28 protein-coding genes are annotated in these 26,619 nt (G+C 65.6%); 10 read left to right on the top strand and 18 right to left on the bottom strand.

Annotated elements, in window-relative coordinates:
* Positions 1 to 150: 150 nt before the first annotated feature.
* From LDJ84_RS24350 to LDJ84_RS24370, 5 genes are all read right to left on the bottom strand, one after another.
* Positions 151 to 936 carry a 3-hydroxybutyrate dehydrogenase gene (locus LDJ84_RS24350; protein ID WP_226045541.1) on the bottom strand — a complete coding sequence of 262 codons (786 nt, stop codon included), beginning with the start codon at positions 934 to 936 and terminating at the stop codon, positions 151 to 153.
* 166 nt (positions 937 to 1,102) lie between these two features.
* Positions 1,103 to 2,236, bottom strand: coding sequence for an ABC transporter permease (locus LDJ84_RS24355; protein WP_054910113.1), 1,134 nt, complete (start codon positions 2,234 to 2,236; stop codon positions 1,103 to 1,105).
* A gap of 9 nt (positions 2,237 to 2,245) precedes the next feature.
* The gene (locus tag LDJ84_RS24360) at positions 2,246 to 3,418 is read right to left on the bottom strand and encodes an ABC transporter permease (protein ID WP_024762715.1); all 1,173 of its coding nucleotides are present in this window, start codon (positions 3,416 to 3,418) and stop codon (positions 2,246 to 2,248) included.
* Positions 3,400 to 4,371: an HlyD family secretion protein gene (locus LDJ84_RS24365; protein WP_065086658.1), complete on the bottom strand. Its 972-nt coding sequence runs from the start codon at positions 4,369 to 4,371 to the stop codon at positions 3,400 to 3,402. Before LDJ84_RS24365 ends, LDJ84_RS24360 begins: the two co-directional genes overlap by 19 nt.
* Before the next feature lie 84 nt (positions 4,372 to 4,455).
* Positions 4,456 to 4,938, bottom strand: a complete 483-nt coding sequence (locus LDJ84_RS24370; RefSeq protein ID WP_024762713.1) for a phosphate-starvation-inducible protein PsiE — start codon at positions 4,936 to 4,938, stop codon at positions 4,456 to 4,458.
* Positions 4,939 to 5,107: 169 nt separating this feature from the next.
* On the opposite strand from LDJ84_RS24370, the gene LDJ84_RS24375 reads away from it, so the two are divergent.
* Both LDJ84_RS24375 and LDJ84_RS24380 read left to right on the top strand, forming a co-directional pair.
* Positions 5,108 to 5,389 carry a DUF3509 domain-containing protein gene (locus LDJ84_RS24375; RefSeq protein WP_024762712.1) on the top strand — a complete coding sequence of 94 codons (282 nt, stop codon included), beginning with the start codon at positions 5,108 to 5,110 and terminating at the stop codon, positions 5,387 to 5,389.
* A gap of 270 nt (positions 5,390 to 5,659) precedes the next feature.
* The gene (locus tag LDJ84_RS24380) at positions 5,660 to 5,926 is read left to right on the top strand and encodes a YebG family protein (RefSeq protein ID WP_024762711.1); all 267 of its coding nucleotides are present in this window, start codon (positions 5,660 to 5,662) and stop codon (positions 5,924 to 5,926) included.
* A gap of 18 nt (positions 5,927 to 5,944) precedes the next feature.
* On the opposite strand, the gene LDJ84_RS24385 is transcribed toward LDJ84_RS24380, so the two are convergent.
* Positions 5,945 to 6,979 (bottom strand): Glu/Leu/Phe/Val dehydrogenase family protein, encoded by a 1,035-nt coding sequence (locus LDJ84_RS24385; protein WP_024762710.1) that lies wholly within the window; start codon positions 6,977 to 6,979, stop codon positions 5,945 to 5,947.
* Positions 6,980 to 7,134: 155 nt separating this feature from the next.
* Here LDJ84_RS24385 and LDJ84_RS24390 point away from each other — a divergent pair, with 155 nt between their 5' ends.
* The gene (locus LDJ84_RS24390; RefSeq protein ID WP_024762709.1) at positions 7,135 to 7,944 is read left to right on the top strand and encodes a SirB1 family protein; all 810 of its coding nucleotides are present in this window, start codon (positions 7,135 to 7,137) and stop codon (positions 7,942 to 7,944) included.
* A gap of 4 nt (positions 7,945 to 7,948) precedes the next feature.
* Here the strand turns inward: LDJ84_RS24390 and LDJ84_RS24395 are convergent, their stop codons facing one another.
* From LDJ84_RS24395 to LDJ84_RS24405, 3 genes are all read right to left on the bottom strand, one after another.
* Positions 7,949 to 10,477: a LuxR C-terminal-related transcriptional regulator gene (locus LDJ84_RS24395; protein WP_024762708.1), complete on the bottom strand. Its 2,529-nt coding sequence runs from the start codon at positions 10,475 to 10,477 to the stop codon at positions 7,949 to 7,951.
* 196 nt (positions 10,478 to 10,673) lie between these two features.
* The gene (locus LDJ84_RS24400; protein ID WP_084358705.1) at positions 10,674 to 12,044 is read right to left on the bottom strand and encodes a DUF1329 domain-containing protein; all 1,371 of its coding nucleotides are present in this window, start codon (positions 12,042 to 12,044) and stop codon (positions 10,674 to 10,676) included.
* 22 nt (positions 12,045 to 12,066) lie between these two features.
* The gene (locus tag LDJ84_RS24405) at positions 12,067 to 13,878 is read right to left on the bottom strand and encodes a DUF1302 domain-containing protein (protein WP_024762706.1); all 1,812 of its coding nucleotides are present in this window, start codon (positions 13,876 to 13,878) and stop codon (positions 12,067 to 12,069) included.
* Between the two features lie 241 nt (positions 13,879 to 14,119).
* On the opposite strand from LDJ84_RS24405, the gene LDJ84_RS24410 reads away from it, so the two are divergent.
* The 3 genes from LDJ84_RS24410 to LDJ84_RS24420 all read left to right on the top strand — a co-directional run bounded on the left by LDJ84_RS24410 (position 14,120) and on the right by LDJ84_RS24420 (position 16,875).
* Entirely contained in the window at positions 14,120 to 14,935 is an 816-nt protein-coding gene (locus LDJ84_RS24410) for an AraC family transcriptional regulator (RefSeq protein WP_037006572.1), read from the top strand.
* Between the two features lie 113 nt (positions 14,936 to 15,048).
* Positions 15,049 to 16,470, top strand: a complete 1,422-nt coding sequence (locus tag LDJ84_RS24415; protein ID WP_024762704.1) for an NAD(P)/FAD-dependent oxidoreductase — start codon at positions 15,049 to 15,051, stop codon at positions 16,468 to 16,470.
* A 57-nt stretch (positions 16,471 to 16,527) separates the two neighbouring features.
* Positions 16,528 to 16,875, top strand: coding sequence for a cupin domain-containing protein (locus LDJ84_RS24420; protein WP_038803573.1), 348 nt, complete (start codon positions 16,528 to 16,530; stop codon positions 16,873 to 16,875).
* A 186-nt stretch (positions 16,876 to 17,061) separates the two neighbouring features.
* On the opposite strand, the gene LDJ84_RS24425 is transcribed toward LDJ84_RS24420, so the two are convergent.
* The 5 genes from LDJ84_RS24425 to LDJ84_RS24445 form a co-directional block, all read right to left on the bottom strand.
* Entirely contained in the window at positions 17,062 to 17,829 is a 768-nt protein-coding gene (locus LDJ84_RS24425) for a crotonase/enoyl-CoA hydratase family protein (protein WP_226045542.1), read from the bottom strand.
* A gap of 124 nt (positions 17,830 to 17,953) precedes the next feature.
* Positions 17,954 to 18,865, bottom strand: coding sequence for an SDR family oxidoreductase (locus LDJ84_RS24430; protein WP_024762702.1), 912 nt, complete (start codon positions 18,863 to 18,865; stop codon positions 17,954 to 17,956).
* Between the two features lie 112 nt (positions 18,866 to 18,977).
* Positions 18,978 to 19,271, bottom strand: a complete 294-nt coding sequence (locus LDJ84_RS24435) for a hypothetical protein (RefSeq protein WP_024762701.1) — start codon at positions 19,269 to 19,271, stop codon at positions 18,978 to 18,980.
* A gap of 72 nt (positions 19,272 to 19,343) precedes the next feature.
* The gene (locus tag LDJ84_RS24440) at positions 19,344 to 20,249 is read right to left on the bottom strand and encodes an alpha/beta fold hydrolase (protein ID WP_024762700.1); all 906 of its coding nucleotides are present in this window, start codon (positions 20,247 to 20,249) and stop codon (positions 19,344 to 19,346) included.
* Positions 20,249 to 21,031, bottom strand: a complete 783-nt coding sequence (locus LDJ84_RS24445; RefSeq protein WP_024762699.1) for a class II aldolase/adducin family protein — start codon at positions 21,029 to 21,031, stop codon at positions 20,249 to 20,251. Before LDJ84_RS24445 ends, LDJ84_RS24440 begins: the two co-directional genes overlap by 1 nt.
* A 422-nt stretch (positions 21,032 to 21,453) precedes the next feature.
* Here LDJ84_RS24445 and LDJ84_RS24450 point away from each other — a divergent pair, with 422 nt between their 5' ends.
* Complete coding sequence (locus tag LDJ84_RS24450) at positions 21,454 to 22,167, top strand: WbqC family protein (RefSeq protein WP_024762698.1); 714 nt, start codon at positions 21,454 to 21,456, stop codon at positions 22,165 to 22,167.
* A 3-nt stretch (positions 22,168 to 22,170) separates the two neighbouring features.
* Here the strand turns inward: LDJ84_RS24450 and LDJ84_RS24455 are convergent, their stop codons facing one another.
* Positions 22,171 to 22,857: an LrgB family protein gene (locus LDJ84_RS24455; RefSeq protein ID WP_064979867.1), complete on the bottom strand. Its 687-nt coding sequence runs from the start codon at positions 22,855 to 22,857 to the stop codon at positions 22,171 to 22,173.
* Entirely contained in the window at positions 22,844 to 23,221 is a 378-nt protein-coding gene (locus tag LDJ84_RS24460; RefSeq protein ID WP_024762696.1) for a CidA/LrgA family protein, read from the bottom strand. Before LDJ84_RS24460 ends, LDJ84_RS24455 begins: the two co-directional genes overlap by 14 nt.
* A gap of 113 nt (positions 23,222 to 23,334) precedes the next feature.
* On the opposite strand from LDJ84_RS24460, the gene LDJ84_RS24465 reads away from it, so the two are divergent.
* Positions 23,335 to 24,222: a LysR family transcriptional regulator gene (locus tag LDJ84_RS24465; RefSeq protein WP_024762695.1), complete on the top strand. Its 888-nt coding sequence runs from the start codon at positions 23,335 to 23,337 to the stop codon at positions 24,220 to 24,222.
* A 7-nt stretch (positions 24,223 to 24,229) separates the two neighbouring features.
* On the opposite strand, the gene LDJ84_RS24470 is transcribed toward LDJ84_RS24465, so the two are convergent.
* Positions 24,230 to 24,700 (bottom strand): cupin domain-containing protein, encoded by a 471-nt coding sequence (locus LDJ84_RS24470; protein ID WP_038803572.1) that lies wholly within the window; start codon positions 24,698 to 24,700, stop codon positions 24,230 to 24,232.
* On the bottom strand, positions 24,700 to 25,155 hold the full coding sequence (locus LDJ84_RS24475) for a flavodoxin (protein ID WP_024762694.1): 456 nt from the start codon (positions 25,153 to 25,155) through the stop codon (positions 24,700 to 24,702). Before LDJ84_RS24475 ends, LDJ84_RS24470 begins: the two co-directional genes overlap by 1 nt.
* A gap of 144 nt (positions 25,156 to 25,299) precedes the next feature.
* Between LDJ84_RS24475 and folM the strand changes: the two genes are divergently transcribed.
* Together folM and folE are read left to right on the top strand one after the other, a co-directional pair.
* A complete protein-coding gene (folM, locus tag LDJ84_RS24480; RefSeq protein ID WP_084358709.1) occupies positions 25,300 to 26,025 on the top strand; it encodes a dihydromonapterin reductase in 726 nt (241 codons plus the stop codon).
* A gap of 32 nt (positions 26,026 to 26,057) precedes the next feature.
* Positions 26,058 to 26,618: a GTP cyclohydrolase I FolE gene (gene folE / locus LDJ84_RS24485; protein WP_054908683.1), complete on the top strand. Its 561-nt coding sequence runs from the start codon at positions 26,058 to 26,060 to the stop codon at positions 26,616 to 26,618.
* The last annotated feature ends 1 nt before the right edge of the window (position 26,619 follow it).

A 26,619-nucleotide genomic window follows, 5' to 3' on the forward strand; every position in this document is an offset into this window, starting at 1 on the left:
TCTACTGCTGCGCCGAATCAACCAGCCCCGACCCCGGAACAGGCAGAAATTCCAGCAGAACCGGAGCGCTTGCCGGCGCAGATGTTGTCCCCAAGCCCTGGCTCGCCTATCGATTGAGCCGGGGCTTTTTTCTGGCGCTACACCTGCGCTTCAGCGCATCCCCCAGCCATGGCTGACCAGCACCGACTGCCCGGTGAGCGCCGCCGAGGGGAAGCTGGCCAGGAACAGTACCGTCTGCGCCACATCCTCCACGGTGGTGAACTCGCCATCCACGGTGCCGCCGAGCATCACCTGCTTGACCACCGCTTCCTCGCTGATGCCCAGTTCCTTCGCCTGTTCGGGAATCTGCTTCTCCACCAGCGGCGTGCGCACGAAGCCGGGGCAGACCACATGGGAGCGCACGCCCTGCGGCCCGCCCTCCTTGGCCAGGGTACGGGCCAGCCCGAGCAGGCCGTGCTTGGCGGTGACATAGGCGGATTTCAGCGGCGAAGCTTCATGGGAGTGCACCGAGCCCATGTAGATCACCACGCCGCCGCGCTTGGCCGGGTACATATGGCGCAGCACGGCGCGGGTGGTGAGGAAGGCGCCGTCCAGGTGGATGGCGAGCATCTTTTTCCAGTCAGCGAAGGCGAAGTCCTGGATCGGGTTGACGATCTGGATACCGGCGTTGGAGACCAGGATGTCGATGCCGCCGAAAGTGGCGGCCACCTGATCGATGCCATTGTCCACCGCCTGCTCGTCGGTGACGTCCATGACCACCGCCAAGGCCTTTCCGCCGGCTGCCCCGATCTCGTCCACCACACGCTGGGCGGCGACCTGCTGCAAGTCGGCGATGGCCACGGCCGCGCCCGCCTGTGCCAGCGTCAGGGCGATCTGCCTGCCGATGCCACTGGCCGCGCCGGTGACCACCGCAACCTTGCCATTCAATGGATTCATCACAGCGCTCCCGCAGAGGTAGGAACTCTCACTCTAGACGGATCAGTCGCGCGTCAGCTCGATATTGCCGTCGCGCTGTTGGCGATAGACCGTATACGGCAGCACCAGGGTGTCGGTGGCGGCGCTGAGCACGCCGTCGAACAGGGGGCAGAACGAAAGTGGCCGCCTACCAGCCCTTGAGCTGGTCCCAGCGCCAGTTGCGGTACTGGTAGACCAGAGTACCCAGTAAACCGTAGGCCGCCGCCATGGCGAACAGGATGAGAATCCTGTCGGCAACGGCAGAGAGCGGCAGGTTCATCTGGTTCATTTCCACCACCGCGCGAATCGCCCAGGTGGACGGTATCGCGTCGGCCAGCAGTTGCACCCACTGCGGCATGGCCTGGGGCGGCCAGGTGAAGCCGGCCATGTAGAACAGTGGCAGGGTGATGAAGGTCATGGTCAGGTAGACCGCCTCTTCCGAGGGCAGCACCTCGGCGATGAATTCGCTCATGGCGATCACCGCCAGCAGGAACGGCAACACCAGCCCCATCAGCATGAAGAACGACGCGGTCTGCCGGTAACCCATCATCCACGGCCAGATCACATAGAAGAGCATCGCCAGCACCGTCCAGATCGACAGCTGGGCGGCGTACCGGCCAAAGCGCGTGGACGCCGGCTGGCGCAGCGAACGCGGCGTGCCGCCGCGCAGGTTGAGATTCACCCGCGTGCAGGAAAGCAACAGGCTGTGCTGCAGGATCAGCGTCACCAGCCCCGGCAGCACAATGGCCGCGAAGCTGGTGCCAGGGTTGAACAGGTCGGTGAGCTGGCCGATGGCCGGTTGCAGCAGGACGTTCGACTGCTGCTCGGAGAAGCCCCCGCGCATCAGCCGTTCGCGGTTGTAGCGCAGCGACAGTTCGGTGTAGGTGGCACTGATATCCTGCTGGATCTGCCCGTTGGCCATGCGGTTGGTGGCATCGCCGAAGATCGGCACGGTGACCGCCTCGCCACGCAGCACGCGCTTCTCGAAGTCCACGGGAATCACCACGATCCCGAACAGCTCGCGCCAGGCGAGATCGCGTTGGGCTTCAGGCAATTGGTCGTAGGCACGCACGGCGATCTTCGGCGCGGCGTCGAGCTGGCGGATCAGCTCGCGGGACACCGAGCTGTGATCCATGTCGATCACCGCCACCGGCAGGTCGTCCATGGTGCGATGGGCGTATGGCAGGGTGGTCAGCGTCACCGACAACACCATCAACAGCCACAGCGGCTTGCCGAGCATGTTGCCCAGGGACTGGCGGAAGACGGTCCAGAAGTTCTGCATGGCGGTTCCTTACGCCGGGCTCAGGTCGAGGCGCCGGCGCAGGCGCATCTTGGCGATCATGTAGGCGATCAGCGGGTAGAGCAGCAGCTTGCAGCAGGTATAGAGCCCGGACTCGGCCGGCGCCCTGCGCAGGAACTGGTCGAACAGGCCGTGCAGGGTATGGGTCAGCGGCTCGGCCTCGGAGATGATGCGGGCGATCTGCGGCATCGCCAGCTCCGGCAGCAACACGCCGGAATAGGTCTGCGCCACACCGATCAGCAGGCCGATCAGCGAATAGGCGCTGAAGCGGTTGGCAGTAAAGATGAACAGCATCAGCCCCACGCTCTGCGCCGCTGCCACATAGCAGACGGTGATCGCCAGCATCCACCACGGATTGCCGTTGATCCGCGCGCCATTGATCTCCACCAGCAGGAACAACTCGACCATCAGCAACGTACTGAACAGCAACGTGTAGGGCGCCATCTTGCCCAGTAGACGCGCCCCAAGGGCCTTGGCCCGCAGGATGTGTGGCGAGGACGCGCGCAGCTCCGGTGCCTCCCGGGCCAGCACATGCACCGTGGCAACGATCACGAACAGCTGCAGCAGATGCACGATGGCGGCGAACTGCTGGAAGTAGATGTAGTTGCCGCTGGCATTGAACAGGCTTTCATAGGACACGCTGATACTGGCCAGCGCCGGCATGCTGCGATCCATGCCCACGGCCAGGCGTGGGCGCAACTCGGCGTTGACCGAGCTCATCAGGCCGCTGAAATCCTGGGTCGAGTAGAAGCCGGCGGAATAGAACAGCGAGTTGTAGTAGAGCTCGGCAACCGGCTGGCGACCCGACAGCGCATCCGCCTCGAAGTCGCGGGGGATATACAGCAGCGCATAGTCGTCGGCCATGCGCAGGCGGCGCAGGCCTTCCTGCAGGCCGCCGCCGAGCACCTCGACCTTGGCGTGGGAGCCGGCATCCAGCTCACGAACGATGCGTCGCGACAGGCTGCTGTGGTCGGCATCGACCACCGCCACCGGCATGTCCAGCAACGTGCCCGCCTGGTACACGCCGCTGATCACCACGAACAGCAGCAACGGCCAGAGCCAGCCGAGCCAGTGGATGGTCCAGCTGCGCAGGGCGACCCGCGTCTCGCTACCGAAGGCCTGGGCGAAGCGCCGCAGGTTGCTTCTTACTGCTTCCACTGCCACAGCGCGCTCATCCCGGGTCGCAGGCCTGGCACCGGTTGCTCCGGATAAAGGCGGACCTCGAAGGTCTTCAGGTCGAAGTCACCGGTGGCACGGGTGGCACGCTTGGTCGCGAAGTCGCCCAAAGGTGCGATATAGCTGACCTTGGCCTTCACCTCGGCGCCCTTCAATGCCGGAACCTGGATGGCCACTTCATCGCCTTTCTTCACATCCGCGAGGATGTCCTCCCGCAGGTTGAAGACGAAATAACTGTCGGACAGGCGCACCAGCGTGAGCAACGGGCTGTAGGCATTGACCAGTTCGCCCTGCTCCGCCGGGATCGGCCCGACCTCGCCGTCCACCGGTGCCACCACGTTGAGGTCGTCGGTCTGGGCCTGCAGTTCGAGGATCTGCGCATCGGCCCGGCGCACGGCAGCTTCCAGCGCCTGCCGGCGCTCCTCGCGGTCGCCCTGGTTGCCCTGGTCGAGATTGGCCTGGGCCTCAGCAACGCGGTTGCGCGCCACGTCGCGGCCGCGACGGGAAAGGTCCATCTGCGCCTGGGAAACGAAGCCGCGCCCGGCCAGTTCTTCATTGCGCTGGTACTCCAGCTCGGCATTGCGCAGCTCGGCCTGGGCCTGGGACAGGCTGGCCTGCAGGGCGCGCAGGGTTTCCTCGCGGGTGCCATGGAGAGATTCGTCGAGATTGGCCTGCACCTGGTTACGTGCAGCGCGCAGGGAATCCAGCTGGGCCTCTAGCTCCGGACTGCTGAGGGAAATCAGCACCTGGCCCTGCTTCACGTCGTCGCCACGCCGCACATGCAGCACTTCGACCCGACCCTTGGCCTTGGAGGCGACAATGACGTTGGTGGCGTCCGCTTCACCCTGCAGCAACAGCGGCTGGGTGTGCAGGCGCAGGTAAAGGGTGATGGCGATGATCACCAGGATCAGCAGGGGTGCGAACAGCTTCCATCCCTTCATGGAGTGGTCTTCTCAGGCGGCGGATGCACCGATGGTAGTGCATCCGCCGCCCGAGCGGCGGCTCTGGATCAAGCCGGCGGGCGATCAGCGCTCGTCGTCGCTGATCAGATCGCGCTCACCGCCCCCCCGTTGCGAGGAACTCGGCGAGGGAAAGCGCGAGGAGGCGTAACGCACCACGAGGATCGCCAGCGCCAGCAGCAACAATGCCACCGAAACCAGGATGATGCCGTCGTCGGGCACGTGGTTGTGCTGGATGTCGGCGATCATCAGCCGGGTCAGCGCGGTCATCGCCACGTAGATCAGGAAGCGCACCGGCATGTGGTTGGTCTTGAAGTAGATGCCGACCATCGCACCCAGTTCGAGGTAGATGAACAGCAGCAGGATGTCGTCGATGCTCGCATGGCCCTTGCCGACCATCTCGCCGAAGGCCACCGCCGCCGACCAGAACACCGTGCCCCCGATGGCGAACAGCGCCAGGTAGTGGAAGCCCTCCACCAGCAGATTGCCCAGGGATTCGGCACAGCCGTGCATCCGTTCGCTCAGGCGCTCGGCCCAGTTCTGTTTCATTCGTCGGTTCTCCGCAATACAAGGCTTGGTTGGCGTGAAGCCTGCAAGTGCTACGCCATTGATCTTGCACAGTCATGGCACAGATCGACTGCGCGAATATGACTGCGAACTTTTTCGGCTGCGCCCCGGTCCATCCAGAGGCACGCCCCACAACAGGCAGGAACGAGTGATGGATAGTCCCTTTCAGACGCTGACCGACGCCTTTCAGGACCAATACCGCGTCAACTTCAGCGTTGAACGGCCCGACGGCAGCATCGTCCTTACCCTCTCCACCGAAGAGGGTGTGACCGCGCGCCGCCTGATCCGCAATCCCCAGCTGCAGGACCCGGAGCAACTCCAGCGCTTTATCCAGAGCATCCGGTTCGGCATCGCCATCGAGCAAGGCGGCACAGCGCCGCAGCTGCTGGCTGCCATGACGCGCGGCGATAAAGGCCTGCCGATCGCGTCCTGACGTTCCCCTCTGCAAGAATTGCTTCCCTCAGAGCCATCTGACTGACGATTCATTGCGCCAGTCACCTGGCTCGCTGGCGCGCGCCCACAGGGCGTGCGCACCGCTTTGGGCCGCCCACCGATGGTGGCCAGATACAGGCACTTCCCCTTCCTGCGTCTACGCTGCTGACAACGATTCGCACACCAGCAGTAGCATTGCGCAATCAATTTACTGTATAAACAACCAGTAAATTTGCTCCCCCCAATCAAAGAGAAGGCACAGAGGTGATGAATGGCCGTCGAAGTGGTGTACCGCAGCAGCCGCGATCCGGAGCGCCTGTTCATGGATAAGGCAGAAGCCGACCGGCACGACAAGATGCTGGAACTGGCGGAAACGCTGGCCGAGGTACTGGAGAAGGCGGTGCCTTCGCTCAAGGAAGATCAGCTCGAGGAGATCGGCATCTTCATGGCCAAGAATCGCGACGCCTTCGCCCGGGCCTTCAAGAACCAGCCCGATGCGCTCAACGACATCTTCAGCGAGGGCGCCGCCGAGGAGTGACGTACGGCGGCACGAAGCTCAGTGCCCCGAATATTCCCCGTAGAGAATCCGCTCAGCCAGCTTGTCGGCTACCCGGGCCGGCGACAGATGATCGGCCTGTGCGTGGGCATAGACTTCGGTCAGGCGCTCGGCGATACGAGACAGGTGCGCGGTAATGGTCGGCAGTGACTCGCCCTGGTGCTGCAGGGCCACGTAGATCAAGCCACCGGAGTTGATCACGTAGTCCGGCGCGTAGAGGATGCCCCTGCCCTCCAGTTCATCCGACACCTCAGGGTGCGCCAGCTGATTATTGGCCGCCCCGGCGACGGCAGCGCAGCGCAGGTGGCCGACCACCTGCGACGTCAGCACACCGCCCAACCCACAGGGCGCAAGGATATCGCATGGCGTGGTGAGCAGCGCTTCGTTGGGCACCGGCCGTGCGCCCAGTTGTTGCACGGCCAATTGGACCTTGCCTGCGTCGATGTCGCTGACCAGCAGTTCCGCCCCTGCGGCCGACAGATGTTCGGCCAGCGCATAGCCCACGTTCCCCAGCCCCTGAATCGCTACACGCAGCCCATCGAGATCATCACTGCCCAGGCGCGCCTGGGCGCTGGCACGAATGCCGGCGAAAACGCCCAGTGCGGTATGCGGGGAAGGATCGCCACCGCTGGTGGTGCTGGTGACATGACGGGTGAACTGGGCAATGCAGTCCATATCGGCGCTGGAGGTGCCACTGTCCACCGCCGTGATGTAGGCGCCGCCGAGGGTGTCGATCATGCGGCCGAAAGCCTCGAAGAGTTCGCCACGGTTGTTGACGTGAGGCGCGCGCAGTATCACCGCCTTGCCGCCCCCCTGGCGCAGGCCGGCCAGCGCCGCCTTGTAGCTCATGCCCTGGGCCAGGCGTGCGGCGTCGCGCAGTGCGGCATCCTGACTCGGATAGGGCAGGTAGCGACAGCCCCCCAGGGCCGGCCCGAGCCGGGAGTTGTGGATGGCGATGATGGCCTTGAGTCCCGTGGCCGGGTCCTGGAAGAGATGCAGCGACTCGAGCCGGGTGGCTTCCATCATGTCGAACATGGCGGCGCTCCCTTGCTGTGGGTGGACAACGGTCCGTCGAAGGACCCTCCTGAGTATAGGCAGCGCCTGTCACATCACCTTCACGGGCGACGACCGCACCACTGGACGAGTGCCCATTGCTCCGGTTACAACCGCAAAGTCAGCCGGAGAACGCCATGGACCCGCGTCAAGCCTGCCTTGCCTGCCTTGCCCAGGACCCGCCCGCCCTGTTCGAAGCCGCTCTGTGGATCGCCACCGAGCACGAGCCGCACCTGCCGCCGGAGCATGCGCTGCGGCTCTTCGACTCGCTCGCGCACCAAGTCGCAGTGGCGCTGCCGCAGGGTACCGGCGATGCGGAGCGCGCGCAGTTCCTGCTGCGCCGGTTGAGCGAACTGGGCTTTGCCGAGGATGACGAGCACCCCTTGCACCCGCGCGCCGCCCTGCTCCCCCAGGTCTTGCAACGCCGCCACGGCCAACCGCTGTCATTGGCGCTGATCGCCCTGGAGATGGCGCGCCGCAACGGCATCACCCTGGTCGGCGTGAATTTCCCTGGCCGCTTCCTCCTGCGGGTGCCCGGTGCCGACCACCTGCTCGACCCGACCACCGGCCGCCGTCTTTATACCCGCGACTGCCGCGACCTGCTGGCGCGCCAGATGGGAACCAACGTCGAGCTGTCCGCCGAGCACCTGCGGACGGCCAGCGCCACCGACATGCTCCAGCGCCTGTCACGCAATCTGCGTCAACTGCACCTCGCCGCCGGGGAACCGCTGGCGGCATTGAAAGATGCCCAGCGCGTGCTGGAACTGGGGCCGCCCAGCGCCAGCGATCATCTCGCGCGCGCCGACCTCTACCACGTGCTGGACTGCCCGCAGGCGGAACGCTACGACCTCGAACGGGCCATGCTGCTCAGCGACGACGCCGCCGAGCAGATGCGCCTGGCCCAGCGTCTGGCCGACATCAGCGTGCCGCCCAAGGCACTGCACTGACGCCTCAGACCTTCAACAACCCCAATTCCTTCGCCCGCGCCACCGCCTGGGTGCGTCGCTCCACGCCGAGCTTGCCGTTGATCCGGCGCGCATGGGTCTTCACCGTGTGCAGGGAGATGTACAGCCGCTCGCCGATTTCCAGGTTCGAACACCCTCGGGCGATCAATTCCAGCACCGACAGCTCACGCAGGCTCAGCAGGTTGTGCGGGGCCATCTCGCCGGCATGCGGGCGCAGACCGAACAGGCCCGGCTGCCTGCGCTGGGTGTCGCGCAGGGTGGAGACCAGGCCGAAACGCTGGGCCAGAGCAACGCCCTCGTCCAGCGCGCTGCGCGCTTCGTCCAGGCTACCGGCGATGAAATGTGCTTCGGCCAGCGCCAGCCAGACGTCGCAGGCCAGGGTGTTGCGTCCCTGACGCAGCAGGTCAGGCAACATTGCCAGCAGCCTCTGCTGCGCGGCATCCACGTCGCCGTCGTAGAGCTCGGCCAGCGCTAGGTGGTGCTCGACCCGCAGGATCTGGTCCGGCGCCGCCGCCGGCGGGCAGAGAGAGTCGCTACGGTAGCGCGCAGCCACGCGTTGCAGGACCTCCCGCGCCGGCCCCGCCCGGTTCTGCCGCAGGTTCAACGCGCCGCTGGCGAGCAGCAGCGGCCCACGGTAGATGGGTTCCGGGACATGCTGCAGCTGCATCAGCCGCTCGACCTCGAGCAGGCGACTGAAGGCGCCGTCGGTGTCGCCGTCCAGCGCATCCAGCCAGGCCATACCGGTGAAGCCATAGATCGAGCTCGGGTCGTGGCTGCGGCGGGTTTCGTTCAACCCGGCAATGAACAGTTCGCGGGCCTCGTCGTCACGCCCCTGGCGAAGGCACAGCCAGCCGCGGCGCAGAGCAACACGGCCGGCCATGGCATTGCAGGTGATGCGCATCTCATCAAGGTATTCCTGCACCCGCGCCAGCAGCGCATCGGCCCGCTGCAGTTCGCCGCGCTGCTCCAGCCACTGGGCACGATCCAGTTCCAGCAGCGCTTCGAACGTGGTGCTGCCTTGCAGGCGCGCTCGCCGCAGCGCCTCGCGGTTGATCAGCCGTGCCTCGGCCAGGCGCCCTTCGGCCTGGGCCTGCTGGGTCAGCGCGGACAGGCAGATCAGGGTCTGCGCCCAGGCCTCCTCCGGCAGGTACGCCAATGCCTCGCGCAGTTGCTCGCGGGAGCCACGCAGGCCACGGGCATGGGTAAGCATGCCGTTGAGCCCTTGCCACTGAGCGATCAGCGCACGCTGGCGGTGCTCGCCGGGCATCGGCAGGAAACGATCGAAGCCGGCCAGCAGCGCTTCCACGTCATCCAGGCGACCGACGAACAACAGGGTCCAGGCGTTGAGGATGAGCAGGCGCGGAGTGCTGCACAGCAACTCCTCGGGCAGCGATTCGCGCAGTTGCAGCACACGCTCGACATTGCGACCGTGCAAGAGCTGCTCTTCGGTCAGGCGTTGCAGCAGGCTGGCAGAAACATCCGGCTGCTCGGCGTACAGAGAATGCTCGAAAGCCGAGTGGATCTCACCGCACTGGGTGAACCACTGGCAGGCGCGCCGATGCAGGGTCGCCGCCGGCCAGCGTGACAGGCTGGCCAGCGCCGTCGCGAGCATGGGTGCCACCTGGAACCAGTGCTGGGTGTTGTCCACCGCTTCGATCAGCACTCCCCAGGCTTGCAAGCCGTCCAGGCCAAGACCGGGCTCATCGAACAGGTAATCGCAGAGCTCGCGGTTGAAGCGGGCAATCTGCGCGAGGCCGCAAAGCGTCTCCGCCAGCTCTGCCGGCAGGCTCGCCAGGACTTCGCGTTGCAGGTAATCCTGCAGCAGGCCGTTGCCGGTCTCGGCGACCAGTGTAGCGCAGGGCGCGATGGGCTCATTGCCCAGGCTGAGCAGGCGAAGGCGCACGCCGGCGAACCAGCCATGGGTCGCGTCCTGCAGCGCCTGGCGCTGGGCCTGGGGCCACTCCAGGCCGGCGGTCTGCAGGTAGGCGTCCAGCTCGCCCTGGGTCAGGGCCAGGCTGCTGGCACCCAGCTCCAGCAGCTCGCCTTCGAGCAGCAGGCGGGTCAGGTTGCAGGCCGGGCGACGACGGCTGGCCAGCCACCAGCCGATCAGCGGAGAAGCGACGGCAAGCAGGCGGTCGAAGCAGTCGTCGAGAGCGGGATCGGGCGCGCGGGGATAGTCATCGAGCATCAGCCAGACCGGCTCGCTGGCGTTCTCCAGCCAGCTCGCCAGTGCCGCCTCGCCGGCCCAGGGCACGCCCAGTGCCTCGCCCAGCCGCTCGCAGAACTGCTCCGGCTGCAACGCCCTCCCTCCCAGCCCCAGCCAGACCACGCGAGTTCCGGTCGGTACCAGGCGTGCGCATTCGCTCATCAGCACCGTCTTGCCGCAACCGGGCGGCGCCACCAGCAGGCGCAAGCGGCACTCGGTGGCACTCAGGCTGGCGTGCAGCCGTTCGCGGGGCAGGTGCTGGCGGGGCAGGCGAGGCAGCGCCGCGCTGTGCTGGGCGATTGTCGACATGGGCTTCTTCCGGCCATTTGCAGGCCAGACTATGCCCGTGGGCAGAGCGGGCAAAGGACCATCAGCCAGACTCATGGGACGGTATAGCGCAGACTGCGCCCAGGCCCGAAGTAGAGGGCGCGCCGCTTGACCGCAGCGCAAAAAAAGAAACCCGGCATCCACCTGGAATGCCGGGGCCAAGGAGCGGACTGCGGGATCAGCGAACGCCGGCGTTACGCAGCGCTGCGGGGGTGAAGTCGGCCATGCTGGCCTTCTGGCCGAACTGATAGCCGCGCTTCTCTTCGTTGTTCAGGCCGAAGGTCACGTAGCGGCCGGCGAGGATGTCGTAGAGCGACTCAGCGGCGTAGCCGGTGGCGAGTTCGGTGTAGAAGGTCATCTCGTGGCCTTCACCGACGCGCCATAGCTGGCCGCGGCCGTCATACAGCTCGGACACGGCGATCTGCCAGCTGTCCTCGTCGAGGTAGAAATGCCGCTGGCCGTAGATGTTGCGCTCGCCGGACTTCAGGGTGCCGACCACTTCCCACACGCGGTGCAGTTCGTAACGGGTCAGGTCCTGGTTGATGTGACCCGGCTTGACGATGTCGTCGTACTTGAGGTCCGGCGAGTTCAGACGGTAGCTGTTGTACGGGATGTACATCTCGCGCTTGCCGACCAGTTTCCAGTCGTAACGATCCGGCGCGCCGGAGAACATGTCGTAGTTGTCCGAGGTGCGCATGCCATCGGAGGCGGTACCCGGACCGTCGTAGGCCACCTGCGGTGCACGGCGAACACGGCGCTGGCCGGCGTTGTAGATCCACGCCAGGCGAGGTTCCTTCACCTGGTCCAGGGTCTCGTGCACCAGCAGGACGTTACCGGCCAGGCGTGCCGGCGCCGTTACCTGCTGCTTGAAGTAGGTGAGGATGTTGCCGGTCTTGCCGGCGTCCTGGTCAGTCATGCTCTGCGGCACCGCGATCGATTCTTCGAAGCGGATCGGCGTGTAGCTGCCGTTGGTCTGCGGCACCACCTGTACTACCGTGCGGGAAATGTTACCGCCGTGGTAACGGGTCAGATGGTTCCACAGCGCTTGCACGCCGTTCTGCGGCAACGGGAAGGCGTAGTAGCGGCTCTTCTCGAAGTTCTCCAGGCCGTTGCCATCGTTGATCGGCTGGACGAACTCGGCGCTGCGTTTGATGGCGGCGTAGATGTCGTCGGGCAGCGCGAAGGTGCGGTGGGTCTTGTACACCGGGATCTTGTAGGTATCCGGGTAGCGCTTGAACATCGCCAACTGGCCGGCGGAGAGCTTGTCCTTGTACTGATCGGCGTTCTGCGCGGTGATGGTGAACAGCGGCTTCTCGTCGGCGAAGGGGTTGGAAAGGAAGCCCTTGCCGTCGAGTTTGCCGGCGGTGCGGGAGATGCCCCCGGTCCAGGCCGGGATGCTGCCGTCGGCGTTGCCTTCCTTCTGCGAGCCCATGGGCGTCAGGGTCGTACCCAGCTTGGCCACTTCGTCGGCGGACACCGCCGCCATCACGCCACCGGACAGCAGGCTCAGGGCCAGCGCGCCGCATTGGAGGATTCTTGTCGTTCTCATGTCGATTCCTTGAGCAGGCAGGTCAGAAGTTCACGCCGAAGCTGAGCGACAGGAAGTCCCGGTCGACGATGGTGTTGTAATCGCCGCCGAAGAAGTTCGTGTAGTTCAGACTCGCGGTGTAGGTGTTCTGGTAGTCCGCATCGATGCCGACGCTGGCCGCCTTGCTGCCTTCGTTGAAGACCGGGCCGTAACCGTGCACGTCGTGGGACCAGGCGATGTTCGGCTTGAGGTTCACCCCGGCGAAGACGTTGTTGTAGTCCCAGATGGCGCGGGCGCGATAACCCCAGGAGGACGAGGTGTAGAAGCCGCCGCTGCCATACTCGTTACGCGCGGTGGCGTTCTCCGGGACGCCGTAGACGGAGTCGCGGCCGTAGCGCTCGCCGACCTCATTGGTCATGCCACCCACGTAGGTCATGCCGACTTCGCCCACCAGGGTGAGGCGGTCCGCGCCCATGGTCTGGTCGAAGAAGTGGGTGAAGGTGGTCTGCGCCTGGGTCACTTCCTTGCGCACATAGCCGTGACTGACGCGGCCGGCCTGGGCCAGCGCACCGGCAGCGCCACCGCTGGTGAAGCCGCCGACCACGGTAGTGGCGAGCAATGGCGTCATGTCGGTGGTGTTGAGCTGCAGGGGCATGTTCGGCCGGTAGCTGATCTCGCCGTTCCACGCGGTGCCGGTGGGCAGGGTGGTGGAGAAGCTCAGGCCGTAGAGGCGGATGTCTTCCGGGTACTCGAGGAAGTAATTGCCGCGACCGAGCAGCAGCGGTTGTGCGAGTGCTGCACCACCCGGTACGGACAGCGCGCGGAGCACGTTGCCGATGTCGGCGGTGCCGGCGTTCTTCATGCTCACGATGGGCGTGCGGCTGTGGTAGTTCATGGCGTAGGCGCCGTATTCCACATCGCTGCCCAGCCAGCGCAGGGCCAGGCCCCACTGGCCCGAATCACGTGCGTCGCGGTCGGCGCCGCGCGGCACCATCAGGCCTTCGGGTGTGACGGTGACGCCCAGGGAATTGAGCAGCGCCTTGGTCGCCGGGGCGTTCAGCGAGTTGACCGTGGCCGGGTCGAGGATGTTGTAGTTGGTCTTGCAGCCGTCGGCCGCTACGTCGGTGGTGGAGAAGAAGGTGCCGCAGTTGTCGAGCACCGTCTGGTCCCACTCCAGCTGGTAGAAACCTTCGACGGACAGGCTGTCGGTCAGGCTCTGCGACAGGTAGAGCATGTTCACCGGGATCAGGCCTTCCTTGATTTCCGAACCAGGACGACGGAAGGCGGAGACGTCGATGGGGTTGATGGTGTTGATGCTGTTGCCGATGAAGGTACTCTCCCCCCAGCTCACCACCTGCTTGCCCAGGCGCACGGTGCCGGGCATGTCGGCAATCGCGTAGTTGTAGTAGCCGAAGGCATCGAGCAACTGGGCGCCGGAAGCCTTGGCGCCTTCCTTGCGGCCGTCGTCCGAAAGGTCTTTGAAGGCTACGCCTTCATCCTTCAGACGGAAGTCATACCAGTACTTGCCCCGGGTGAAGACGCCGAAGTCCCCGTACTTCAGCTCCAGGTCGTGGATGCCCTTGAAGATCTTCGAGAAGGTATGGCCCTTGCGGAAGTTCTGACGGCCATCGTCGTTGGTCTGGGTCATGCCGTGGCCGCCGTTGGCGGCCCCGATCAGGTCCTCTTTCGGACTCTGGGTACTCCAGCTGGCCCCCACGGACAGACTGGAATCGAACTGACCTTCGATCTCCCCGATATTGAAGTTGATTGCCTGAGCCTGGGTGGCGCATCCCAGGGCGACAGCAGTGGCGAGAAGTTGCGGTTGGAAGAATCCGCGCCTTGTTTTTGTTGTCATGCGGCTCTCCTGACGGTGTCTAGGTGGCCTTACCCTACTGAGCGACCTGACGGGGAGTAAGCGCTCCAAGGTGGTATTTGGCGTGTCGCCCGAAAGAGTGAATCCCCCCTCTGCCATGGGCTCTGGCGGGCGATATTGGCGCAAGCGATGACGGATCATCGAGACGATGGATAGTGCCTTGCGCCCGGCAGGTGCTTTTCCACTACCCGAGAAGCGCTGTCTGGGGCATCCTTAGCCCCCTATGCATGCCATCGACCAACGCCCGACCGACAGCCACCTGACCGAGCAGACCCGCGAGGTGGTGCTGCGCTACCATCAGTACTGGAAGCATCGCGACCTCGAAGCGGTGCTCACGCTGTATCACGCGCAGGTGCAGTACAACGACTTCTTCCAGAACCGCACCCTGGGCTACACCGACCTGCGCGACTACGTGCAGGCCACCATGCCCAGCCGCCCGGAAGAGTTCCTCGACCACATCGACCGCATCCGCGTGGACGGCGACACCGCCTTCATCCAGTACCGCATCGCGGTCACCTTGAGCGGCCGCCTGGCGACCTTCCACTCCAGCGAAGCGATCACCGTGCGCGACGGCCTGATCTGGCGCATCAACGAATATGCTTCGGTCGTGCGCGAAGGCGGCGAAAGCCGTCCACAGGCCATCGACCCGCGTCCGGCCACCAGCCGCCTGGGCCTCTCGCCGCGCCAGCTCAGCCAGTTGGCCAGCGACCTGGAGGACTACTTCAGCAAGAGCCAGCCGTACCTGGCGCCGGACCTGGACCTGACCCAGGTGGCCACTGCCACCGGCTACACGCGCAACCAGATTTCCTACCTGCTCAACCAGGTGATGGGCCTGAGCTTCTACCAGTACGTCAACCAGACCCGCCTGACCCACCTGCTCAGCCAGCTGCGCCCGCCGCTGCCTTCGCGCATCGACGAACTGGCCTTCTCCGCCGGCTTCAACTCGCTCTCGGCCTTCTATCGCTGCTTCCGCCAGCAGACCGGCCAGTCTCCCCGCGAGTATCTGAAACGCCTGCGCGAGGAACAGGCAGAGGCCTGATGCGCCCCTGCCGGCGGGTACGCGAGCAATCCTCGCGTACCCGCGCGCACGACAGAACCCCGCGCCAAATCTAGGCTTGCCGACATTCCCCCTTCTTCCTTTTGGAGTCGTCTATGTCGGCATGGCGTCATATCAGTCTGTGGATGAACCAGCTGGACGATGATCTCGTCCCGCGGCCATCCCTGCAGGGCACCCTGGACGTCGATGTGGCCATCGCCGGTGCCGGCTACACCGGTTTGTGGACTGCCTATTACCTGAAGCTGCGCGCGCCGCAGCTGAAGATCGCCATCGTCGAGGCCGAGACCGCCGGCTTCGGCGCATCCGGTCGCAACGGCGGCTGGCTGATGGGCAACATGCTCGGCGAAGACCGTCTGCTCGCCGGCCTGTCGCCCGAGCAGCGCCGCGCGTCCTACGACCTGCTGCACGACATTCCCGATGAAGTGGCCCGCGTCCTCGACCGCGAAGGCATCGACTGCGACTACCGCAAGGCTGGCGTGCTCTACACCGCCGCGCGCTACCCGGAGCAGGAAACCCGTCTGCGCGACTACCTCAAGCATCTGCACAGCGAAGGCCTGACCGAGGACGACTACCGCTGGCTGAGCAAGAGCGAGTTGGCCGAACAGCTGCGCATTCCCAGCGCACTGGGCGCCATCCACACTCCGCACTGCGCCACCATCGACCCGGCCAAGCTGGTGCGTGGCCTGGCCCGGGCGGTTGAACGCCAGGGTACGCAGATTTTCGAGAAGAGCCGCGTCACGCATTGGGCACCCGGCCTGCTGCGCACCGAGCAGGGTGAACTGAAAGCACAATGGGTGGTGCCGGCCATCGAAGGCTACGCCGCCGACCTGCCCCCGCTGGGCAACTACCAGCTACCGGTGCAGAGCCTGCTGGTGGCCACCGAGCCGCTGCCCGAATCGGTCTGGGCGGAGATCGGCCTCGACAAGGGCCAGGCCTTCAGCGAATTCAGCCGCCAGGTCACCTACGGCCAGCGCACCCCGGACAACCGCCTGGCCTTTGGCGCCCGTGGCGGCTACCGCTTCGGCGGCAAGCTGCGCAACGACTTCAGCCTGACCAATGATGAAGTGGAGCTGCGCCGCTACCTGTTCAGCGAACTGTTCCCGCAATTGAAGGACGTGCGCATCACCCACACCTGGGGCGGCAACCTGGGCATGTCGCGGCGCTTCCACCCGCACATGCTGGTCGACCGCCGCAACGGCATCGCCCTCGCCGGCGGCTACGGCGGTGAAGGCGTCGGCGCCACCAACCTGGGCGGCCGCACGCTGGCCGACCTGATCCTCGGCCAGGACAGCGCCCTCACCCGCCAGCCCTGGGTCATAAACGACCGCAGCGTGCAGGACGGCCTGCGCGGCTGGGAGCCGGAACCCTGCCGCTGGATCGGCTACAACGCCATCATCCGCAGCTTCGTGCACGAGGACGATGTATTGGCCAACCCGAACAGCGCGCCCTGGCGTCGCCGGCTGGCGGAGAAGGTCGCCGCCAGCATGGAAAACCTGATGACCTGGAAGGTCGGCTGATTCACCGACCTCTTCTGAATAGCCAGTCCCCGAATAGAAAGCCCACTGGAGCCCCGTATGAAACTGACCCACCTGAAAGACACCCTGCACGCTCAACTCGGTGAGGCGAACCCGGTCGCCGTGCCCCTGGGCGAGCCGATTTCCGAGACCCGCGTGGAATCTGTTGAGCGTCCGGACGGCGTGGAAACCGGCATCTGGGAATGCACCCCCGGTCGCTGGCGCCGCCAGATCGTCGAGCAGGAGTTCTGCCACTTCATCTCCGGCCGCGGCACCTTCACCCCGGACGGCGGCGAGCCGATCGCCTTCCAGGCCGGCGACGCCTTCCTCCTGCCGCAGAACAGCCTCGGCATCTGGGACATCCAGGAAACCACGCGCAAGACCTACGTGATCATCGAGCGCGATTGATCGGCCAGTTGGGGTGATGGGAAGCCCCGGCACTCGGGCTTTCCCTCTCCTCAGCTGCCTGGAGCCATGCGCAACGCGGTGTAAGCCAGTATTTGTAGGAGCACGCTTGCTCGCAAACAGACTTACCGGCAGGACCAGCGCTGACCGGGTTCGCGAGCAAGCTCGCTCCTATCGTCAGAATCCCTGTCAGAACTCTCCGTGCCGCCCCGCTCCGCCGGCAAAGCGCTTCGCCCCGTCCACCGTCTCGCCACTTTCGATCACCGCCATTCCACCCTGGAATTCGTTGGCCAGCGCCACGTCGAACGACAGCTCCCATTGCGCGAACACGCTCGCCCGGTCGGCCAGCATGCAGCTCTGCGGAAAATCGGCGATCTCCCGCGCCAGCTCTTCCGCCGCCTCCAGTGCCGTGCCGGTGGCCACCACACGGTTGGCCAGGCCCATGGCGAAGGCTTCCTGTGCGCCCACCGGGCGGCCGGTAAGAATCAGGTCCAGCGCCCTGCCCTGGCCGACGATCCGTGGCAAACGCACAGTGCCGCCATCGATCAAGGGCACGCCGAAGCGTCTACAGAAAACCCCACAGACCGCGTCCTCGGCCATCACCCGCAAGTCCGCCAGCAGCGCCAGCTCCAGGCCGCCCGCCACGGCGTAGCCCTCGATGGCGGCGATCAACGGCTTGGACAACTGCATCCGGCTCGGCCCCATGGGGGCATCACCTTCGGTTTCCAGTCGGTTGCGTCGCTCACCGCCCTCCGCCAATGCCCCCAGGTCAGCGCCGGCACAGAAGTTCCCGCCGGCACCGGTGAGCACGGCGACGCGGGCTTCGTCGTCCTGTTCGAACTCGCGCAGGGCATCGGCCAACGCCTGGGCAGTGGGCAGGTCCACAGCGTTACGCACCGCAGGGCGGGCGATGACCAGGGTGGTCACCGGGCCGTTCTTCTGGATTATCACGCTCATGGCGAACTCCTCGAGCCTGGAAGCGGAAAAGCGAAGGGCCGGCATTCAGCCGGCCCTTTCACCTTACTGCGTTCACCGCCCCGGAACAGCCCCGCTGGCGGTTCCGCCGGTCAGGCTGACCGGATCAGCTGACGTATTTCTGCAGGTTCGCCATCATTTCGCGCAGCGCCTCGACGTTGTCCTTCGGATGCGCGGCATTCTCGAAGTCGCAGATCTGCGCGAAGTTGGCCGCCACGTCCTCGACGCTGAAGCCCTTGCGCGGGTCGAAGCCCACGCCCAGGCTGCGCTCCCAACGCACCTTGCCGATCCAGCCGCCACCCACTTCGAACAGGCCGGAGGTTTCCTGGCAGGCCTCGCTGCCCAGGTACACCACCAGCGGGCTGACCAGCTCGGGCTTGAGCTGCTCGAATACCTGCGGCGGGATAAGGCCTTCGGTCATGCGGGTGCCGCCGGTGGGGGCGATGGCGTTGACGAAGATGTTGTTCTTGCGGCCTTCGATGGCCAGGTTGCGGGTCAGGCCGTAGAGGCCGAGCTTGGCCATGCCGTAGTTGCTCTGGCCGAAGTTGCCGTAGATGCCGGAGGTGGACGAGGTGAAGATCACGCGGCCATAGCCCTGCTCGCGCATGAACGGCCAGGCGGCACGGGTTACCTTGTAGGCGCCCTCGACATGGACCTTGTAGACCAGGTCCCAGTCGGCGTCTTCCATCTTGTGGAAGGTCTTGTCGCGCAGGATGCCCGCGTTGTTCACCACCACGTCGATGCGGCCGAATTCCTCGACGGCCTGGCGCACGATCTTCTCGCCATCGGTCACCGAGTCGTGGTTGGCGATGGCGATGCCACCGGCTTCGCGGATTTCGGCGACCACGCGGTCGGCGGCCGAGGCATTGGCGCCTTCGCCATGGGTGCTGCCGCCCAGGTCGTTCACCACCACCTTGGCGCCGTACTTGGCGAACAGCAGGGCGTGGGCACGGCCGATGCCGCCACCGGCTCCGGTAACGATCACGACTTTTCCGTCGAAGTGCAGGGCATCACTCATGATTGGGGCTCCAGACAGGATGGTTTTTCATCAAGTGTCCGGCAGTCACGATCCGGTCACAACCAAGACGACCACGGCTGAATGGTGCCCGATAAGGCCAGGGGATGATCCGTCAGCGCATGGGCATGTTCAGGTTGCCGCGCGGGCCGAGCTTGAACAGCCACCAGTCGTACTCGCTCCAGAACAGCACCAGCCCCACCGCCGCAAGCATCGCCAACGCAGCGCCAGCGGCAGGCGCCCAGTGCTGCAGGAGCCAGGCGTAGTAACAACCGGCCGCGCTGGCCGCCAGCAGCAGCAACAGCAGCGGAATGGCGATCCAGACGAAGTCCTGGCGCATGTGCAGCAACACCCGGTAGCGCAGCGAGCCTTGCGGCTGGCGGACGGGAATGACGGATCTGAGTGGCATGGTAGCGGCCTCCGGCGGAACAAAGCCGGGGAAGCTACCGCTGCCACTCAGAGTGTGCCTATCAGCCAGTTCCTAATCTACGGGCGGATCAGTCCGTACCTGCTCGGCACGCTCCTGTCGAAAGGCCAGATAATGCTGCAGTACCTGCTCCGGCGCCTCGACCTGCGGGTAATGGCCGATACCGGGCAACTCCACCGTATCGGGATGCGGTATCAGTTCGCGATAGCGCACCACCATGTGCGCGCCGGAGATCGGGTCCTCCGGTCCGTCGATCAGCCGCAGCGGCACGTCGGTGCGCTGCATCGCCCCGACCCAACGCTCACGGTGCTCGCGACGGTCGAGGATGTAGTGGATGAGCCGGTGCATGACTTTCGGCCCGTCGTTGTGGCGGATCAGTTCCCAGAAGGTATCCAGTTCCGCTTCGGACGGTTGCGTACCAGGGCCGAACACCTTGGCGAAGTTCTGCGCCAGTCGCCGGCGATCGAAGAGTTTGCCGAAGAAACCACCCAGCGGGCTGAGCAGGAGTTTCTGCGACAGCACGGCGCGATGAGTCTCCGGAAACAGCCCGCCATTGAGGAAGGCCAGCGAAGCCAGCTTGAAAGCTCCCTCTTCGTGCCGCGCCAGCAGCTCCTGGCCGACGCTGTTGCCGTAGTCGTGCACCAGCAGGTGCACCGGTTCCTGCACACCCAGGTGCTCCAGCAGCGCCTGCTGCAGGTCGGCCTGTTCGAGGATGCGGTAGTCGTGCCCCGTGGGTTTGGCGGAGTCGCCGAAGCCGAGCATGTCGCAGGCGATAACCCGGTAGCGCTCGGCCAGTGGCTGCCAGAGAAAATGCCAGTCCCAGGATGCCGTGGGAAATCCGTGGATCAACAGCAGCGGAGCGCCGCTGCCGGCGCTCCAGTACCTGATCGGGTGGCCACGGAAGGTGAAGTCGCAGCCCTGCGCGCGCCAGTCGCGCAGAGTGATGCCGGCCAGCGCCATCAGTCGCGGTAGCCGGGGTTCTGCAGGTCGAGCTTGCGCAGCAGTGCCGGCCAGGCCAGCGCGCCGCCCATGCCCTGCTTGCTCTTGGTAACGGCTGCGGCCATGGCGCGGGCGCCATCGAGGATCTGCTGCGGAATCATGATCAACTCGGCGCCGCCGCCCTGGGCCAGCACCTGGATCTCGCAGGCGCGCTGCAGGGTGAACATCATCAGGAAGGTGTCGGCGATGGTCGCGGAGCAGGTCAGCAGGCCATGGTTGGGCAGGATCATGAAGTTGGCTTCGCCCAGGTCGGCCTGCAGCCGCGCCTTCTCGTCATGGTTCAGCGCCACGCCTTCGTAGCCGTGGTAGGCCAGGCTGGAAAGGACGAACAGCGACTGCTGGGAAATCGGCAGCAGGCCCTGCTTCTGCGCGGAAACGGCGATGCCGGCGGCAGTGTGGGTGTGCAGCACGCAGGCGACGTCGTGGCGTACATCATGGATGGCGCTGTGGATGGTGTAGCCGGCCGGGTTGATGTCGTAGGGGCTGTCCATCAGCTTCTTGCCCGAGGCATCCACCTTCACCAGGCTCGACGCGGTGATCTCGTGGAACATCATGCCGTAGGGGTTGATCAGGAAGTCCTCGGTGCCGGGGACCTTGGCCGAGATATGGGTGAAGATCAGGTCGTCCCAGCCCTGCAGGGCGATCAGGCGGTAGCAGGCGGCGAGGTCCACGCGGGTCTGCCATTCGGCGGCGGAGACCTGGTCCTTGACGTTCACGGTGGGCAGCGGATGAGCGGCGTGCATGGTCGGTAGCCTCTTCGTTGTTGTTGTTCGATGGCGCAGTCTAGTCAGCAGCGCGGCGAAGCGACTGTCACGGAACTGACAGTTGCCTCTGTCACTGTCTGGCGAATGTTCCCCCATAAGCGCGGACCGATGAGCCGCCTTGCGCGGCGAGTCTCACCACCTATAGTGGGCGAAGTTGCACTGAGTGGCGCCAGCGGGACCCGGCGCGCCGGCAACTCCTTCCAAAGGCGCTATCCAGACAGTGCGGCAGCCAGATCGCAGGTCCGGGCTGGCGGAAGCGTGCTCGTTTGCCGCCCTGCCCCCGACGCCTGATCCGGCGCTTTCGATCCACCTGGAAACATTTCGCAATATCTTTGGCAACATTCCGCAGCAGTACCTGGGAGTCGGGAGGAGACTCCAGTTCGGCCAACGAGGCAGCCGACGTGAAACGAACCGCCATCATGCAGCCCTACTTCTTTCCTTACCTGGGCTACTTCAGCCTGATCAAGCACACCGACCTGTTCGTCCTGTTCGATACCGTGCAGTACATCCATCACGGCTGGATCGAGCGCAACCGCATCCTCAAGCAGCAGGACGGCTGGCTGTACATCCGCGTGCCGCGGATCAAGCACCACCGCGAAACACTGATCAAGGACGTGCGCCTGGACAACAGCCAGGACTGGCGGCGCAGCCTGTTCTCGCAGCTGGACGTGTACCGCAAGGTGGCCCCTTACTACCGCGATGTGCGGGAGATGATAGCCGCCTCCCTGGACCATCCGTTCGAAGACATCGTCTCGCTGAACAAGACCACCCTGGAGGCAACCTGCGCCTATCTGGGCTTCCCCCGGCAGATGCCGGTGCTTTCGCGCATGGACCTGCCGATGGAGCGCCCGAAAGCGCCGGACGAATGGGCGCTGAACATCTGCAAGGCACTGGGCAGCGTGGAGGAATACTGGAACCCGCCAGGTGGCCAGAGCTTCTTCGACCGCCGCAAGTACGACGCTGCCGGGCTGACGCTGCGCTTCCAGGAGCCCAAGCTGGTGCCCTACGAGCAGAAGCGGCCGACCTTCGAGGCCGGCCTGTCGATCATCGATGTGATGATGTTCAACTCCCCCGCCGACACCTCGCGCATGCTCGATGCCTACGAGCTCAGCTGAGCCTTACAGGCACCAGGCCAGGACCGGGGCCATCAGCAGGTTGAACAGCCCGGTCAGCACCATCAGCAGCCCCGCCGCCGAACCTTCCTCACCGCCGAACTCGTAAGCCCGACTGGTACCCGCGCCGTGGGCGCCAACGCCCAGCAGCGCGCCACGGGCCAGGGCGGAGCGCAGGTGCAGCATTTTCATCAGCACGCCGCCGATCAATGCGCCAAATACCCCGGTGATCATCACGAAAGCTGCCGTGAGCGCCGGCACGCCGCCCAGGTCGTGGGACATCTCCATGGCAAAGGGCGTGGTGATCGAGCGCGGAATCAGCGACAGCGTTACCTGGCCATCCAGCGCCAGCGCGTGGGCCAGGGCCCAGGAACTGCCGATGGCCATGGTCGAGCCGGCCAGCATGCCGGTCAGCAGCGCCGGCCAGTGGCGCGCAAGCAAGGCGCGCTGCTGCCAGATCGGAATGGCAAACGCCACGGTGGCCGGGCCGAGCAGCGCCACCAGCCAGCTGGTGTCGCGGGCGTAGTCGGCGTAGCGGGCCTGCATCGGGATCGCCAGGGCGAACAGCAGCACCGGCACGAAGACGATGGGCGACAACCAGTACTGCTGGAAACGGCGGTAGAGGGTACGGCTGAGCAGATAGCCGCCCAGGGTCACGGCCAACCAGAACAGCGCTTGCTTATCGAGGCTCATGGCGCGAACTCCTGTTGCACATCCATTCCACCGCCAGGGCGGTGGAGAGCATCACCATCACGGTACTGGCGGTGATCACCAGCAGAATCTTCCAGCCTTCGCTGCGCAGCAGCGGGCCGTAGTCCAGCAGGCTCATCAGGGCGGGGATGAAGAACAGCAGCATCTCCGCCAGCAACAGGCCAGCGCCACCCTGCAACAGCGCCGGGCGGATCGCCCCGCAGGCGAACAGCACCAGCAGCAGCGCCAGGCCGATCACCCCGCCGGGCAGCGGCAGCCCGGTGAGCGTGGCAACCCAGCCGCCGATCCACCAGAAGGCGACCAGGACGGCGAGTTCGAAAATCAGGCGGGCGGCGCGGCGAAACATGGCGGCGATCTCGATGCGTTGAGTGGGTGAATAAATCGGTTGGGAATGGCGCAAAGCCTACTCCCGCGCCTATCATCCCCAAAGCGAATAGATAGAATCGGAGCCATTCCAGAATGGAATTCAAGCAGCTGCGCACCTTCGCCGAAGTGGTGCGCCACGGCAGTTTCACCCAGGCGGCGGTGCACCTGAACGCCAGCCAGTCCGCGGTCAGCAAGCAGGTCGCGCAGCTGGAGCAGAGCCTGCGCGTACAACTGCTGGAGCGCAGCGGCCCGCACATCCGCCTGACGGCCGCCGGCGAAGTGGTACTGCGCCGCGCCGAGGACATGTTGCGTCTGCGCCGCGAGCTGCATACCGAACTGGACGACCTCACCCACCTGCACCGCGGCGAACTGCGCCTTGGGTTACCGCTGCTGGGCGCCGACGCGCTGTTTGCCGGGCGCTTCGCCGAGTACCGGCGGCGCTACCCGAACATCGACGTGCACCTGATCGAGGGCGGCAGCAAGACCATGGAGGAAATGGTCCGCAGCGGCGAACTGGAACTGGGCGGCGGCCTCACGCCGGACGAGCCCGGCTTCGACTGGCAGCCGTTCTGCAACGAGCCGCTGGACGTTCTGTTGCCGGCCGATCATCCGCTGGCATCGCGGGAAAGCCTGGAACTGGTGGAACTGTCCGACACGCCCTTCCTGCTCTACCAGCAGAGCTTCACCCTCAACGACCGCCTGCTGCGCGCCTGCCGCGAAGCCGGCTTCGAGCCCAAGGAAGGCGGGCGCAGCGGCCAGGCGGACTTCCTCGGCGCGCTGGTCGCTGCCGGCCAGGGCGCGGTACTGCTGCCCCGCGTGGTAGCGAAGGACCTGGAGCGGCCGGGCCTGGTGCGCGTACTGCTGAGCCAACCGGACCTGCGCTGGGACATCAGTTTCATCTGGCGGCGCGACGCCTACCTGTCGAATGCGGCGAAGGCCTGGTTGGCGTTGATGATCGAGATGCCGTTGCATCCTCAGTGAAGCGGGTTCAGAGCAGCTCGGGAAACTCGCCGGCCAGCTTCGGCCAATCCCGTAGCGCCTGCTCATCATCGGCAAGCAACTGGAACCCGGCGAACTCGAATGCCGGCGACACGGTACACCCCACCAGCACGTAGTCTCCCAGGCAGCGCGCCGCCTGCCAGGCATGGGCGGGCACGGCGCGTTGCGGCAGGCTGCCCTCGCCCACCGGGCCGAGGGTTTCGATGCGCACGACAGACTCCGGAGCGTCGGCGATCAGCAACTCCAGCGGCGAGCCCTCGTGGAAGTGCCAGAGCTCGTCGGCATCCACGCGGTGCCAGCGGCTGACGGTTCCCGCCGGCAGGAGGAACAGGATGGCCGACGATTGCGGCCGGCCATCGGCGCCCTTCAGCCGCGACTCGAACACACGTCGGTAGAAGCCGCCCTCGGGGTGCGGGGCGAGCTGCAGCGTGTCGATCAGCTGGCGGGCGCGGGGATGCATCAGGCCTTCAGCGCGGCGATGAATTCGCCCAGCCATGGCTCGGAGTCGGTCTCCTGGTCCACCGTCTCGCTGCCGTCCAGGCGCAGCATCGGCACCACTTCCCGTACGCCCAGCTCGGCGAACAGTTCACGCACCTGCTCCCCACCACCGCAGTAGGTGTCGCCATAGCTGGAGTCGCCCAGCGCCAGCACGCCGCCGGGGCAACCGCGCCATCGCGCGGGCAGGCGATCACGGATGGCATGGAACAGGGGCTGGAAGCTGTCCGGCAGATCGCCCATGCCAGTGGTGGAAGTCACCACCAGGAAGGCTTCGGGAGAAAAATCGAGCACCGCATCCAGGGTGGCGCGCGGGTCGAACCAGGCCTCGAAGCCGGCGGCCTCGAGCAGGCGCTTGGCGTGACGGGCGACTTCTTCGGCGGTGCCGTAGACCGATCCGGACAGGATGGCGACTTTCATGTTCACTCCCACAAGGCAAGACAAGGCCGCCCATTATGCCCCATCCGTGCCGCACCGCGCCGGGGCTGGTATAGTTTTGCCCTACCCGGCCGCTCGGACATTGTCCATCGCGGCGCTTCCCCTGTGGATTTTCGCGAGGCGTGCATGGGCCAGACCCCAGCCCCCATCCTGATCACCGGCGCCAGCCAGCGCATCGGCCTGCATTGCGCGAAACGCCTGCTGCAAGACGGCCAGCCGGTCATCGCGACCTATCGCCAGGAAAAACCCGGCATCGCCGAGCTGCGCGAACTGGGCGCCACCTGCCTGCACGCCGAACTGGCCGACGAGGCCGGCATCCAGGCCTTCATCGACGAGCTGAAATCCCGCACCGACCGGCTGCGTGCGATCATCCACAACGCCTCGGCGTGGATCGCCGAGCAGCCCGGCGAAGAGGCGCAGGCCTTCGAGTCGCTGTTCCGCGTGCACATGCTCGCGCCCTACCTGATCAACCTGCGCTGCGCCGAACTGCTCGAGCGCGACGCCGCCGGGCGCGGCGCCCCGGCCGACATCATTCACCTCAGCGACGACGTCGCCCGCAAGGGCAGCGCCAACCGCATCGCCTACTGCGCCAGCAAGGCCGGCCTGGACAACCTCACCCTGTCCTTCGCCGCCAGCCTCGCACCGCGCATCAAGGTCAACGGCATCGCGCCGGCACTGATCATGTTCAATCCCGGCGACGACGCCGAGTACCGCGCCCGCACCCTGGCGAAATCCGCCATGGGCATCGAGCCCGGCCCGGATGTGATCTACCAGAGCGTGCGCTACCTGCTCGACAGCCCCTACGTGACCGGCACCACCCTGACCGTCAACGGCGGCCGGCACCTCAAATGACCCGCCCGGTGCGGGCACGAGGAACTCCCACCATGATCGAAGACCTGTCTCACCACTACCGTGAGATTCTCCTCGGGCTCGGCGAAGACCCGACCCGCGAGGGCCTGCTGGACACCCCCAAGCGCGCTGCAAAGGCCATGCAGTACCTCTGCCACGGCTACGCACAGACGCTGGACGAGATCGTCAACGGCGCGCTGTTCGCCTCGGACAATGACGAAATGGTCATCGTCAAGGACATCGAGCTCTACTCGCTGTGCGAACATCACCTGCTGCCCTTCATCGGCAAGGCCCATGTGGCGTACATTCCTACCGGCAAGGTGCTGGGCCTGTCGAAAGTGGCGCGCATCGTCGACATGTTCGCGCGTCGCCTGCAGATCCAGGAAAGCCTGACCCGGCAGATCGCCGAGGCCGTCCAGCAGGTCACCAGCGCCGCTGGCGTGGCGGTGGTGATCGAGGCACAGCACATGTGCATGATGATGCGCGGGGTGGAGAAGCAGAACTCGGTGATGAACACCTCGGTGATGCTCGGCGCCTTCCGCGAATCGACCAATACCCGCCAGGAATTCCTGCAACTGATCGGACGGAGCAAGTGAA

The sequence above is a fragment of the Pseudomonas sp. HS-18 genome, from assembly GCF_020401845.1.
In the GTDB taxonomy this organism is placed as follows: Bacteria; Pseudomonadota; Gammaproteobacteria; order Pseudomonadales; family Pseudomonadaceae; genus Pseudomonas; species Pseudomonas nitroreducens.